The following is a 12,361-nucleotide window of genomic DNA, read 5'->3' on the forward strand; positions in this document are numbered from 1 at the left end:
TTGGATTTCAGAGGTGTGCTCTTCCGTTGTGGTCGGGCGACGGGTGGGCCTCGCGTCCGAGCCGTCGAGACTCGCGACTGCGTCGCATGCGCTTCGACGACTCGGACGCGAGACGGGCCGCGAACGTCGCTCGTAAGACTCGCTCCGTGGTGGGGCGCCTGAGGTGGGGTAGTTCGGCGCCGGAGGTGTGCCGCCCGGCGGTCGAGGCTAGTGCCTGCGGTGTATGCGCTTCGACGACTCGGGCGCGAGACGGGCCGGGAACGGTCGCTCGTAAGACTCGCTCCGCGGCGGGTACCGAAGCGGCCGGGCTGCGAACTGATCGCAAACCGGACTGCGAGGCGCGGGCAATCCGGTACCAGTGGCCGAGATCGATGGCTGCGGCACAGGTACTTCGACGGCTCGGATGCGAGACGGGCCGCGAACGTGGCTCGTAAAACTCGCTCCGTGGTGGTTGCGAGAGGCCGCAGACGACCGTCTCGATACGCTGTACAAATGACTGATTGGCAGGCGTTTACCGTTGCAACCAAAGACCATGTCGCGCAGGTCACACTGACCGGTCCCGGCAAGGGCAATGCGATGGGTCCGGACTTCTGGCGGGAGCTGCCGGAGATCTTCCGCGGCCTGGACGCGGATCCCGAGGTGCGTGCCATTGTGCTCACCGGTTCCGGGAAACACTTCTCCTATGGACTCGACCTGCCCGCGATGGCCGGGATGTTCGGTCCGCTGCTGGCGGATAGGGCACTTGCCGCGCCGCGCACCGACTTCCTCTACGAGGTGCGCCGGATGCAGGCCGCGGTGACCGCGGTGGCCGATTGCCGCAAGCCGGTCATCGTCGCGGTCTCCGGCTGGTGCATCGGTGGTGGGCTGGATCTGATCGCCGCCGCCGATATCCGCTATGCGAGCGCGGACGCCAAGTTCAGCCTGCGCGAGGCGAAGGTCGCGATCGTCGCCGATATCGGGTCGCTGCACCGGCTGCCCGGGATCATCAGCGAGGGGCATCTGCGCGAACTCGCCTACACCGGCAAGGACATCGACGCGTCGCGCGCCGAGAAGATCGGCCTGGTCAATGACGTATTCGCCGATCAGGACGCGGTACTGGACGCGGCGCACACCACTGCGCGCGAGATCGCCGCGAACCCGCCGCTGGTGGTGCAGGGCGCGAAGGATGTGCTCGAGCAGCGCACCAAGGATCAGGTGGCGGCCGGGCTGCGCTATGTGTCCGCGTGGAACTCCGCATTCCTGCCGTCCGAGGACCTGACCGAGGCCATCCAGTCGGTCTTCGAGAAGCGCGCCCCGGAGTTCAAGGGCCGGTAAAGGCCGTTTAATTGCTTGCCCTAGCCGCCAGGTCGTCTACATACTTGTATCACGCAACTAATTGATTGACGCAAGTAAAGGTGAGTCCAGTGGATGAGGACGAGCGGTCGGTCGACACGATCGCAATTCAGCTCACCCGCCTGCAGCGGATCCGTGATCGGACCGCGGCGCAGCTGCGGACCAGGGACGGCGTGGATCCCGCGGCATTCGCGATCTTGTTCCGGCTGCTCTGTGACGGGCCGATGCGCTCGGGCGCACTCGCCGACGCGGTGCATTCGGATGCGTCGACGATCAGTCGACACGTCGCCCACCTGGTCGAGCGGCAACTGGTCGAACGGCAGGCCGATCGCAATGACGGTCGCGCCACCGTGCTGGTCGTCACCGAACTCGGTCGCGAGGTCGCCGAGCGGATCCGCAGGCGCAGGCACGAAAACCTGACGCGGGTAATGGCGGCTTGGACGCCGCGGGACCGGGTCGCCTTCGCCGGGCTGCTGCGACAGTTCGTCGACGACTACGAGCTGGCCAAGCCCGCCATGCTCGCGGCCATCCGCAACGACGAGAACCTGTACAGATTCGAGATGGAGAAAGACTCGTGACAGCACCGGCCACCGTGGAGGAGTCCACGGGTTTCACCCACCGGCAGATCCTGACCATTCTCAGTGGTCTGATGCTCGGCATGCTGCTCGCGGCATTGGACCAGACGATCGTCTCCACCTCGATCCGCACCATTGCCGACGATCTCAGCGGCTATTCGATGCAGGCGTGGGCGACCACCGCCTATCTGATCACCGCGACGCTCGCGACACCGCTGTACGGCAAGTTGTCCGATATGTTCGGCCGCAAGCCGTTCTTCATGGCGGCCATCTCGATCTTCGTGATCGGTTCGCTGCTGTGCACGATGGCGCAGTCGATGTACCAGCTGGCGGCGTTCCGCGCATTCCAGGGACTCGGTGCGGGTGGTTTGATGTCGCTGGCGCTGACCATCCTCGGCGATATCCTCAGCCCGCGTGAACGCGCCAAGTACCAGGGGTACTTCCTGGCGGTATTCGGCACCTCGAGCGTGATCGGCCCGGTGCTCGGCGGTGTGCTCGCCGGACAGGACACCATTCTCGGGGTCAGCGGCTGGCGCTGGGTCTTCCTGGTGAATGTGCCGGTCGGCCTGATCGCGCTCGGCGTTGTCTCCAGGGTGCTCAAGCTGCCGAAGCGGCCGCACTCCACCGACCGAGTCGACTGGTGGGGTGTGCTGGTGCTCGCCATCGGCATGGTACCGCTGCTCATCGTCGCCGAGCAGGGCCGCGAATGGGGTTGGGGCAGTGAACGATCCATTGTCTGCTATGTGATCGGCGTGCTCGGCGTCATCGGGTTCGTGCTGGTCGAGAAGACGATGCGGGATAAGGCACTGATTCCGCTGCGGATGTTCGCCAATGGGACGTTCGCACTCGGCGTGCTGATTTCGTTCGTGGTCGGCGCCGCCATGTTCGGCGGAATTTCGCTGCTGCCGCAGTACCTGCAGGTGGTGCGCGGGGCGAGCCCGACGATGGCGGGTCTGCAGATGCTGCCGATGGTGGTCGGCATGATGACCGGCTCGATTGTTTCCGGCCAGTTGATCTCGCGGACCGGGCGCTACCGGATCTTCCCGGTCATCGGTGCGACCATGCTGACGCTGGGCCTGTTCCTGTTGCATTTCCTGAATGCCGACAGCCCGCTGTGGGTCGCCATGATCTTCATGGTCTGCACCGGATTCGGGCTCGGCAATCTGATGCAGCCGCTCACCGTGGCGCTGCAGAATGCGTTGCCGCCCAAGGATATGGGCGTCTCCACCGCCGCGGCGACCTTCTTCCGGCAGATCGGCGGCACCCTGGGTGTCGCGGTATTCCTGTCGATTCTGTTCGCGCAGCTGACGCCGAATATCTCCACCGAGATGCAGTCCGCGGCCACCGATCCGGCGTTCCAGCACGCGGTGGCCGAGGGTGCCCAGAGCAGCAATCCCGCCGATGCCGCGCTCGCGAAAGGTCTACTCGCGCATGACACTTCGGCGGCCGGTGGGGTGCTGAAGGACAGCTCGATCGTGCAGCAGCTGAATCCGGAGCTGGCGCGGCCGTTCAAGGTCGGATTCTCCGAATCGATGTCGACGGTATTCCTTTCGGTGACCGGTATCGCGCTGCTCGCGCTCATCCTGGTGCTGTTCTGGAAGGAAGTGCCGCTGCGGATGGTCGGCGGTATCGAGGCGGCCAAGGGTGATGCGGCCAAGGGTGATGCGGCCAATGGTGCCGGACCGGATGTGGTCGAGCGCACCGAATTGTCGACCGTCGGTGGCGAGGCACTGCTATCCGAGGATGCGGTGAGTTCGACCAACGGTGTCGGACCGAGGTCCGGCGGTTCCGCCTGAACCTGTCCGGAGTGAATCGCGCCCGGTCCCGGCAGTCGTCGGGGCCGGGCGCAACTCGTTTCACGGTTCCGGGCAGCAGCGTTCGCCGGGCCCATCGAATCGAGTTGTGGTCAGAGTCGGGTTCGTGACCTGGACGAGGCCGACCGCTGGCTGCGAGCCGGTGCCCGAGCGGTGATCGACAACATCGACACAGCGGGTTCCGAAGTCCCGGTCGGACGCGTTCGGCTCCTCGCGTCCGGCTGCCTAGAGATCGGAAACCCCTTCGGAGTCGGCAAGTTCAGCGATCACTTCGGCGTGGCACGGCTGGGGGAGGCACCAGCATCCGAGGCGGCGGCCGCGAAGAGTTGGGAGGAGTGCCAGGAGATCCGGTCGGCCGAGTAAGTGGGCGCGGTACTTGGCCAGGACTTCTGCACGCGTGCCGTCAGGTCCGGGGCGGAAAGGGCTGGCCATCGGGGATTCCGCCAGATGCCAGCCGCCTCTGGTCATTGCCCGGCCCACGTAGACGACGTCCGCGTAGTCGGGGTCGTCTCGATGGCCTTTGAGGTTCACGACCGTCGTTCGGCTCATGGTCTGCCTTCTTTCGGTGGTCTTCTCGGCCGAACGGCTCAGGAGGCGGTTTGGTCCTGGCCCGCGCTCGAGGGTGTGAGGATCGCGCAAGTGGTCGTGGCATGGGCGTATAGCTTGCCGTCGGTGGTGCTGGTGACCCGTGCCTCAGCCGTCGCCATGGTCCGGCCGACGTGGACGGTGACCGCCTCGCACCTCAGTTGTCCGTCTCTCACTCGGATGTGGTCCGCCGAGTCCCGTCAGGAGATCTTGACGCCGAGCAGGTCCACGGGTGTGATGACCGGAGCCGCGCTGAGCATGGTTTCCGCAGCGCCCATGAGTGCGGCGGCGATCTCGCCCTTCAGATGCTCCTGACGCCCCTGCTCATCGTTGAACGTGTCGAATACTCCGAAGGTGGTGGCGTCCAGGCGGAACGAGAACCAGGTCACCGTGTGCTGCTCCCGCTCGGCGAGCGTCACCGCATCTCGCAGCATCTCCGCTACCTTGTCGGCGTACTCGGGTTTGGCCTCGATACGGGCCAGCAGACCGATCTTCATCGTGGTCACTCCTTGTCTCGGAAAGCCGCGGGATCTGCGGCTTATAGCAAACCTACGTCGCTGATCAGCGACGGCATCAGTGGCAGAAACGACACTTTTGATATCATTTACGCCATGAAGGTGGCGGTTCTCGTCTACGAGGGGGTGTTCGACTCCGGCCTCGCGGCGATCCTCGACGTACTGGACAGCGCCAATGCGATGGGCGAGGAGGCCGACGTGATGGGCGAGGAGATCGTCGAACCGCCGTCTTGGCACGTGACCACGGTCGGCCCCCAGCCCCAGGTGCGCACCGGAGCCGGACACCTGGTCACGGCCGAGCCCCTTGCGCACGCCGATGCGGCCGATCTGCTGATCGTCCCCGCTCTGGCGGAACGTCGCCCCGCGGCGCTGCTCGACCATGTCGGCGGTGACCAGTCGCTTGCCGTTCGGAACCTGATCGCACGAACCCGGGAACGCGGCGCCGCCATCGCCTCGGCCTGCACCGGCACCTTCCTGTTGGCCGAGGCGGGAGTCCTGGACGGCCTGCGCGCGACGACAACCTGGTGGCTGGCGCCGATTTTCCGCGGGAGGTACCCGGCGGTCCAGCTCGATCAGAGCCGTATGGTCATCGCCTCGGGCGGCGTCACTACCGCAGGTGCAGCCTTCGGACACGTAGACCTCGCCCTGGCGATCGTCCGGGCGAGCAGCCCCGCACTGGCCGACCTGGTGGCCCGCTACCTGGTGGTCGACGAACGCCCGTCCCAGTCCACCTACACCATTCCCAGCGCCCTGGCACAGAACGATCCCACGGTCGCGGACTTCGAACGCTGGGTCCGCGAACGCCTGTCCGAGCCCATCAGCATCCCCGATGCCGCGAAAGCCATCGGCGTCAGCAACCGCACGCTGCAACGCTCCATCCGGCGCACCATGGGAACCTCGCCGATCCGCTTCGTCCAGGACCTCAGGATCCAGCAGGCTTCCCACTTGCTGCGCACCACCGAGCTGCCGCTGGAAGCCATCGCCCGGAGAGTCGGCTACGAGCACCCGAACACACTGCGCGTGCTGCTTCGCGAACGCACCGGCAAGACCACGCTGGCCCTTCGGGGCCTATGACCCGCCCAGAACCGGTTGGCGGCAGGGGCTGAACTGCTGCGGCTGCAGGCGCAGGCTGTCGGTCAGGGAGTTGGCGCGCGTGCTCCGAAACGACGCTGGTGTGCTCTCTCGCTTCGAGAACGGTCGCCGCAAACCTCTCCCTGGTGGCGTGGACTACCGTCGCTTCGTGACGATATTGGGGAAGTGCTGACTATGCGATATGTCAGGTCCGGGATGCGGCGGCTGCCGTCCGCGGTCGGGTATCTGGCGGTCGGCGGCGTGACCTCGGTATTGGCCATGTTCGCGCTGATCGGTCTGCTCTTCGTGGCGGCGCTGAGTCTGATCGGGGTGGGGATTCCGGCGATTCCCGAGGCGATTCGGGTGATCCGGCCCCTGATCGGAGCCGAACGGCGCAGGGCGGCGTGGCGACTCGGTGCGCCGATCGAGGCGGTATATCGGCCGATGGAGGGCGATCTGCGGCAGCGCCTCGGGACGGCATTTGCCGATCCGGCCAATCGCCGCGATATCGGGTGGCTGCTGCTGCATGCGGTGACCGGGATCTATGTCGCGATTCTGGCGGTCGCGTTGCCGGTCAGTGTGGTCAATCAGCTGTTGATTCCGGTGTACTGGCAATTGCTGCCCGCGGGCACGATCGCCAACTTCGGTCTCACCGTCGACTCGTGGCCGAAGGCGGTGCTGAGCATGGTGATCGCGGTGCCGGTCGCCGCGCTGGCCTTGCAACTGCCGATGATCGCGGACTGGCAGGCCATGGCCGCGCGCCTGCTGCTATCGCCCTCGGAGGATGTCCTGCTGGCCGATCGGGTGGCCGCGCTCACCGCGACCAGGGCGGCCGCACTGGATGCGCACGGCGCGGAACTGCGGCGGATCGAGCGTGATCTGCACGATGGCGCGCAGGCCAGGATCGCCGCGGTGATCATGCAGCTCGGATTGGCCGATCAACTGCGCGAACAGGATCCGGAAGCGGCGCAGCGCATGGCCCGCAAGGCGCAGGACACCGCGACCGCCGCGCTCGCGGAGCTGCGTGATGTGGTGCGCAGTGTCTATCCGCCGGTGCTGTCGGATCGCGGGCTGGCCAGCGCACTGTCGGCGCTCGCCGCGCGCAGTCCCATTCCGGTGGTGCTGGATTCGAGCCGGGTGGGCAGGCTCCCGGCAGCGGTCGAGGCCGCGGCCTATTTCGTCATCGCCGAAGCTTTGACGAATGCCACCAAACACTCTGAAGCCCAGTCCATTTCGATTGTGCTCGGCAGTGCCGCCGAGGTGTTGGCGATCGTGATCACCGATGACGGTGTCGGCGGTGCGCGGGAGGCGTACGGCGGCGGGCTGGCTGGCATCCGCCGCCGCGCCGAGGCGCTGGACGGGCGGATGACGCTCACCAGTCCGGTCGGTGGCCCTACTGTGTTGCGAGTGGAGCTGCCGTGCGGGTCATGATCGCCGAGGATGACGCCCTGCTCCGGGAGGGGTTGGTGTTGTTGCTGAATACCGCGGGTATCGAGGTAGCCGCGGCCTTCGACAATGCCGACGACTTCCTCGCCGCGGTGACCGCCGACCGCCCGGATGCGGTGGTCGTCGACATTCGATTGCCGCCGACCTTCACCGATGACGGCCTGCGAGCCGCGGTGCGCGCCCGCGAGCTGCATCCCGGCCTGCCGGTGCTCGTGTTGTCGTCGTATGTGGAGGACTCCTACGCCACCGAACTACTCGGCGACGGTGCCGGTGGCGTCGGCTATCTGCTCAAGGAGCGGGTCGGCAAGGTCGACCGATTCCTCGATTCGCTGCGCCGCGTCGCCGACGGCGGTACCGCTATGGATCCCGAGGTCATCTCGCAATTGTTGGTGCGGCGCAAGGCGGATGATCCGTTGGCCGCATTGACCGCGCGGGAGCGGGAGGTGCTCGCATTGATGGCGGAGGGGCATAGCAATACCACCATTGCCGAGCGGTTGGTGGTCACCGAAGGTGCTGTGCACAAACATATTCGGAGTATTTTCGCGAAGCTCGGATTGGCGGCCGATGAGGTCGGTCATCGGCGTGTGCTCGCCGTGCTCGCGTATCTGAACGCGTGAATTCGCCGATCGCCCGAACCACAATGGGGTTCGGGCGATCGGCGTATCGGTCAGTCCGCGTGACAGGTCACGTCCGCAGTCGGGAGCGTGCCGTCGCGAAGGTAGGTGTTCACCACGTCGTAGGTGCAGTTGTTCGGATAATTCCCGAAGATCCAGTGGATCGGGACATCCTGCAGGGTGACCATGCGGGATGCGGTCAGATCTCGGTGCATGGCGACCGCACCCGAATGGGTCGTGCGGGTGTCACCGGTGGACTGCACGATCAGCGTCGGCACCGAATTGCGCACCTGTGTTGGCGATTCGGCGGGCGGAGCCCAGAACGCACACGGTGTCAGATTGTTGACGAAATCGCCGAATACCGGTTGGCTGGCGCGAGCGGCTTCGATATTGCCCCAGTACCAAGCCGGATCCGTTGGTACCGCCACATCGCCGCACATAATGGCGAACTGTGCCGAATTGTCGCGCGGCTGTGCGTTGAGCATGAAGTCCAGCGCCGAGTGCAATTCGGGCGCGAGCTCGACTGTTCTGCCGTCGGCAGCGTCGGCGAGCTGACGTACAGTGGCGGCCAGCGTCGGATACTTTTTCGGGGCGTCCAGCTCGATGAACAGCAGTACCGGCACGATGTGGTCGTCGATGGTGAAGTCGCCGAACCGGATCGGGTCCGCGGCCGAGCGGCGGATCAGTTCCAGCACCTTGTCGCGGACCTGTTGGCGGGTTGCGCCCAGGTGATATTCGTCCTCGTGCGCGGCGGTCCAGTCCGCCCACATGTCCAACGCGGCCTCATTGGCCGGACCCATATCCTGCATCATGCCGACGGGCCCGTACCGGTCCGGATCGGCGGTGCTGTCCAATACGATTCGGTCGCTGCGCTCGGGAAACATCTGGGTGAAGACCGCTCCCAGGTAGGTGCCATAGGAGGTGCCGAAGTAGCTGATCCGCTGCTCGCCGAGCGCACCGCGGATCACATCCATATCCCGCGCGGTATTGCGCGTGGTGAAGTGCCGCAATCGCTCGCCCTCGGTGGTGGCGCAGCGGTTCGCCAGATCGCGCTGTGCGGCTACGGATTCGGCGAAGCTGGCCGCGTCGATACCGGCCGCCTGCAGTCCGTAGCCGTGTGGCCAGTGACAGTCGACCGGTGACGAGCGCCCGACCCCGCGCGGATCGATGCCGATCAAGTCGTAGCTGGCCCGCACATCGGGGGTCATCGCCGCACCGACATCGACCATGAAATCGAGCCCCTCCCCGCCGGGTCCGCCGGAGTTGGACAGCACCACCCCGTGCCGCCGCGCGGGATCGGTCGCGGCCATGCGCGAGATCGCCACGGTGATCGTCTCGCCCTGCGGGGCGCTGTAATTCAGCGGAACGGTCACATCGGCGCACTGGGCGTGCGCTTCGTCCAGCCGCGGGTTGTCACACGATTTCCATTGCAGCGCTTGACTATAGAAGCGCTCCAGGCCCGGACCGTCCGTATCGGCAGGGTTGGCGCAGGCCAGTCCCGTACCCGCGAGCAGAACGGCCAAGCCGGCCTGCACGGCCATCGCCACCTTATTGCGTAGCACTGTCGATCCTCCGTTTCTCGGTCGCATGTTTTCGCTGGTCATCCGCTACAGATGGCGATATCGAATACCTTCTCGACGGCGTCGAAGGCGGTTTGACCGGCGGGCAGTTGGTTCGTGCTCACCACTACCGCGGTCCCGTCGGCGGCGACGCCGGTGCGGACTTCGAAACCGGGAATACTGCCGCCGTGTCCCCACACTTCCTTGCCGCACGGCACGGGGCGGTGGATCAGCCCCAATCCGTAACCCTCGCCGGGGCCGCGGTCGAATGGGACGGTCTGCTGCATCTGCGCGAATTGCGCTGCGGGCAATAGCTTTCCGCTCAACAATGCGATGAAGAATCGATTCAGATCCGATCCGGTCGAGATCATCGCTCCCGCTGTGCCCGCCCATGAGGTATTCAGTTCTGTGAAATCTATTCGCTTGCCATCGATTTCGTGATAGCCCGACGGATGTGGATCGTGAATTCCGGTGTCGCCGTCGGCTGGAAAGTACGTCGCTCGCAAATCGAGCGGTTCGATGATCCTGCGCGTGATCTCCGCGGCGGGCGGTTGACCGGTGACGCGTTCGATCAGCATACCGAGCAGAATGTAGTTGGTATTGGTGTAGACCGATTTCGCGCCGGGTTCGAAGTTCGGCGGCATGGTCATGGCCATGCGGACCAGGTCCGCGGGTGCGAACTGCCGTCGGCGGGCGGCATCCGAGGTGGGGTCGATTTGACTGCCGGTGGTTTCCATGCCGCCCTCGGCGCTGCCATGTCCCAAATAGTCGGGCACGCCACTGGTGTGCTGAAGCAACTGCCGCACGGTTATCCGGTTGCCGTCGTTCCCACTGCCCTGCACCACACCCGGGAGATACCGTTCCACGGGTGCGTCGAGTTCGACCTTGTCCTCGGCCGCCAATTGCAGAATCACCGTCGCCACGAAGGTTTTGGTATTGCTGCCGATCCGCACCTGCGCGTTATCGGCGAATGGCGCACCCGTCCGGAGGTCGCCGACGCCCGCGGTCAGCGTGCGGTGCCCGCCCGGACCGTCGATTACCGCCTGCACGCCGGGGAAGCCGCTCTTGACCACCTGCTCCATTGCGGCGGTCAGTTCCTGCGATGGTGTCGCGGTGGTGGATGTCGCGCAAGCCGCGCTGGCCAGGATCGCCGCCACCGCGATTCCCGATAATGCGCACCTGCCGGAATGGCGCCGAAATACCTTCATGAGCAAGTGATTTCCTCCTGTTCGAACGCAGGAGTCATCGTTTGCTCCCTCGCGATTCGAGCCTAGAAATCCGGGCTGGTCGTGCCCATCCCGTGCGCACCCGAATTCCGGGTAGCACCACCTGGTGTCGGTTGGTAGTGCCTGCACTACCAACGGGAGGTGCGCCGAAAACCTCTCGGGCACAGGGCAAGGTGAAGAAGGTGGCGTTGCCCAAGGGGGCGATCTTCGAGCCCTAGGGTCGGCTGTTCAGGGCGCGCGGCGTACCTACGGTTAGCGAGGTAATCAATCAACCTCGCTTTCAGGAGCAGTGAAATGCGAATCAAGTCCTTCATCGCGGCCGGTCTTCTTGCCACCGCCGCCGTCGCCGGGGTGTCGACGGCAGCCACCGCCTCGGCCGCAACGGGCTACTACTACGGCAGCTACGCCACCTATGCGGCATGTGCGTCGGACGGCGCCTCGCCCGCCACCGGCGGCTACTACTGGGAGTGCGTCGACACCTACAGCGGCTGGGATCTGTACATCTACTACTGAGCCGATGCGCTACTCGAATTCGGTGTAACCGCACCGTAAATCGAGCTCGAAGGGACATCCGGATCGACCGGATGTCCCTTTCGCATGTCCGGACACAGAGTCAGGGTGATACCTGCCCCCACTTTTGGGGGCAGGCAGTGTTGCTAACGGCATACGAGGATCATCCGACGAATGGACCATGAGTTCGAAAACTCGTAAGGTTCAACAGTTCTCGGCGCCCAGGCGGAACCGCATCGTCGCGGGTGCGGCTGCACTCGGTGTCGTCGCGAGCGTGACCGCATTGACCGCGCCGTCGGCCTCGGCGACCGTCACCAGCATCGCGATCGCGCCCGGGTTCACCCTCGGGACGCACCGGTACGGAACGACCTGTTCATACACCGTGACCGTGACGGTGGACGACGACAGCCAGACGGTCTACTTCTTCGAGGAAGGCCAGGGGCCCAGCGGATTCGCCGAGGCGAAGCCTTCCGGCGGCGTCGCGAAGGCGACATGGAGTCCGTCCTCGACGAAGATCACCTACATCTACGCCGTCCAGCCGAACGCGTCGGCACAGATCAGGCAGCCCGTTGATGTCGGCACCGGCGTCAATCTCGGATCCGCCTGCGTCGCTATCTAATTCGCTACCACCCTAATGCTCTATCCCAACCATCCTATGTATTGAGGAGTTTCCAATGTTCGCACTGCGTCGAATCATCGTCGGTGTCCTGATCGGCACGGCGACCCTGGCCGGCGGCGGCGCCGCCATGGCCGCCCCCCTTCCGCTCGAATCGCCTGCCCCGGCGCAGACTGAGCCCGTTGCTGGCGGGTGGTGCAACGCCGACCCCCTTCTCAACCTGTGGTGCTTGATCACCAGCCAATCGGCGTAGATGTCGTCTGCCCGCACCGCGTCCCCGGTGACCGGCGCTACGTCCGCTCGAGCATTGTGAGGTAGGTATCGAGCCGGGCCGCGCCGGAGAGCAGGTTGCGGCTGCATGCCAGGAGTCGAGAAAAAGCACTCGACGTGTCCGCACCGCCCGCCTCGCGCATTACATCGAGGAACTGCGCGACCTTGGGACAGCGGGTATATATCGGACGAGCTTCGCCGCGGGCGTGAACACCCGCGGCCAAGCTC

The 12,361-nt window shown here is 65.4% G+C and carries 13 protein-coding genes and 1 pseudogene; 9 read left to right on the forward strand and 5 right to left on the reverse strand.

From position 1 onward, the window contains the following. Window positions 1-492: 492 nt before the first annotated feature. From ABZ293_RS41535 to ABZ293_RS41545, 3 genes are all read left to right on the forward strand, one after another. The gene (locus ABZ293_RS41535; protein WP_355189834.1) at window positions 493-1,314 is read left to right on the forward strand and encodes a crotonase/enoyl-CoA hydratase family protein; all 822 of its coding nucleotides are present in this window, start codon (window positions 493-495) and stop codon (window positions 1,312-1,314) included. 89 nt (window positions 1,315-1,403) lie between these two features. Next, window positions 1,404-1,910, forward strand: coding sequence for a MarR family transcriptional regulator (locus ABZ293_RS41540; protein ID WP_355189835.1), 507 nt, complete (start codon window positions 1,404-1,406; stop codon window positions 1,908-1,910). Then, a complete protein-coding gene (locus ABZ293_RS41545) occupies window positions 1,907-3,703 on the forward strand; it encodes an MDR family MFS transporter (protein WP_355189836.1) in 1,797 nt (598 codons plus the stop codon). Before ABZ293_RS41540 ends, ABZ293_RS41545 begins: the two co-directional genes overlap by 4 nt. Window positions 3,704-3,946: 243 nt before the next feature. Here ABZ293_RS41545 and ABZ293_RS41550 read toward each other — a convergent pair whose 3' ends face one another. Next, window positions 3,947-4,270 carry a DUF4326 domain-containing protein gene (locus ABZ293_RS41550; protein WP_355189837.1) on the reverse strand — a complete coding sequence of 108 codons (324 nt, stop codon included), beginning with the start codon at window positions 4,268-4,270 and terminating at the stop codon, window positions 3,947-3,949. A gap of 236 nt (window positions 4,271-4,506) precedes the next feature. Then, on the reverse strand, window positions 4,507-4,803 hold the full coding sequence (locus ABZ293_RS41555) for an antibiotic biosynthesis monooxygenase (RefSeq protein ID WP_355189838.1): 297 nt from the start codon (window positions 4,801-4,803) through the stop codon (window positions 4,507-4,509). A 114-nt stretch (window positions 4,804-4,917) separates the two neighbouring features. Between ABZ293_RS41555 and ABZ293_RS41560 the strand changes: the two genes are divergently transcribed. From ABZ293_RS41560 to ABZ293_RS41570, 3 genes are all read left to right on the forward strand, one after another. Further along, complete coding sequence (locus ABZ293_RS41560) at window positions 4,918-5,895, forward strand: helix-turn-helix domain-containing protein (RefSeq protein WP_355189839.1); 978 nt, start codon at window positions 4,918-4,920, stop codon at window positions 5,893-5,895. Between the two features lie 192 nt (window positions 5,896-6,087). After that, a complete protein-coding gene (locus ABZ293_RS41565) occupies window positions 6,088-7,323 on the forward strand; it encodes a sensor domain-containing protein (RefSeq protein WP_355189840.1) in 1,236 nt (411 codons plus the stop codon). Then, window positions 7,311-7,955, forward strand: a complete 645-nt coding sequence (locus ABZ293_RS41570; RefSeq protein WP_355189841.1) for a response regulator transcription factor — start codon at window positions 7,311-7,313, stop codon at window positions 7,953-7,955. Before ABZ293_RS41565 ends, ABZ293_RS41570 begins: the two co-directional genes overlap by 13 nt. 50 nt (window positions 7,956-8,005) lie before the next feature. Here ABZ293_RS41570 and ABZ293_RS41575 read toward each other — a convergent pair whose 3' ends face one another. Next, a complete protein-coding gene (locus ABZ293_RS41575) occupies window positions 8,006-9,514 on the reverse strand; it encodes an alpha/beta hydrolase (protein WP_355189842.1) in 1,509 nt (502 codons plus the stop codon). A 38-nt stretch (window positions 9,515-9,552) separates the two neighbouring features. After that, entirely contained in the window at window positions 9,553-10,719 is a 1,167-nt protein-coding gene (locus ABZ293_RS41580; RefSeq protein WP_355189843.1) for a serine hydrolase domain-containing protein, read from the reverse strand. 312 nt (window positions 10,720-11,031) lie between these two features. On the opposite strand from ABZ293_RS41580, the gene ABZ293_RS41585 reads away from it, so the two are divergent. The 3 genes from ABZ293_RS41585 (at window position 11,032) to ABZ293_RS41595 (ending at window position 12,116) form a co-directional block, all read left to right on the forward strand. Then, window positions 11,032-11,250 carry a hypothetical protein gene (locus ABZ293_RS41585; protein ID WP_354960862.1) on the forward strand — a complete coding sequence of 73 codons (219 nt, stop codon included), beginning with the start codon at window positions 11,032-11,034 and terminating at the stop codon, window positions 11,248-11,250. A 178-nt stretch (window positions 11,251-11,428) separates the two neighbouring features. Next, a complete protein-coding gene (locus ABZ293_RS41590; protein ID WP_355189844.1) occupies window positions 11,429-11,866 on the forward strand; it encodes a hypothetical protein in 438 nt (145 codons plus the stop codon). 55 nt (window positions 11,867-11,921) lie between these two features. Further along, window positions 11,922-12,116 carry a hypothetical protein gene (locus ABZ293_RS41595; RefSeq protein ID WP_355189845.1) on the forward strand — a complete coding sequence of 65 codons (195 nt, stop codon included), beginning with the start codon at window positions 11,922-11,924 and terminating at the stop codon, window positions 12,114-12,116. Window positions 12,117-12,153: 37 nt separating this feature from the next. On the opposite strand, the pseudogene ABZ293_RS41600 reads toward ABZ293_RS41595, so the two are convergent. Further along, window positions 12,154-12,361, reverse strand: a pseudogene (locus ABZ293_RS41600) (hypothetical protein); the annotation flags it as partial.

The sequence above is a fragment of the Nocardia sp. NPDC005998 genome, assembly GCF_040614395.1.
In the GTDB taxonomy this organism is placed as follows: domain Bacteria; phylum Actinomycetota; class Actinomycetes; order Mycobacteriales; family Mycobacteriaceae; genus Nocardia.

Excerpts from the sequence above, each read along its gene's own strand:
- ABZ293_RS41595 (WP_355189845.1), top strand. The coding sequence starts at position 11,922 with ATGTTCGCACTGCGTCGAATCATCGTCGGTGTCCTGATCGGCACGGCG.
- ABZ293_RS41535 (WP_355189834.1), top strand. The coding sequence starts at position 493 with ATGACTGATTGGCAGGCGTTTACCGTTGCAACCAAAGACCATGTCGCG.
- ABZ293_RS41550 (WP_355189837.1), bottom strand. The coding sequence starts at position 4,270 with ATGAGCCGAACGACGGTCGTGAACCTCAAAGGCCATCGAGACGACCCC.
- ABZ293_RS41580 (WP_355189843.1), bottom strand. The coding sequence starts at position 10,719 with ATGAAGGTATTTCGGCGCCATTCCGGCAGGTGCGCATTATCGGGAATC.
- ABZ293_RS41590 (WP_355189844.1), top strand. The coding sequence starts at position 11,429 with ATGAGTTCGAAAACTCGTAAGGTTCAACAGTTCTCGGCGCCCAGGCGG.
- ABZ293_RS41565 (WP_355189840.1), top strand. The coding sequence starts at position 6,088 with ATGCGATATGTCAGGTCCGGGATGCGGCGGCTGCCGTCCGCGGTCGGG.
- ABZ293_RS41555 (WP_355189838.1), bottom strand. The coding sequence starts at position 4,803 with ATGAAGATCGGTCTGCTGGCCCGTATCGAGGCCAAACCCGAGTACGCC.
- ABZ293_RS41560 (WP_355189839.1), top strand. The coding sequence starts at position 4,918 with ATGAAGGTGGCGGTTCTCGTCTACGAGGGGGTGTTCGACTCCGGCCTC.
- ABZ293_RS41585 (WP_354960862.1), top strand. The coding sequence starts at position 11,032 with ATGCGAATCAAGTCCTTCATCGCGGCCGGTCTTCTTGCCACCGCCGCC.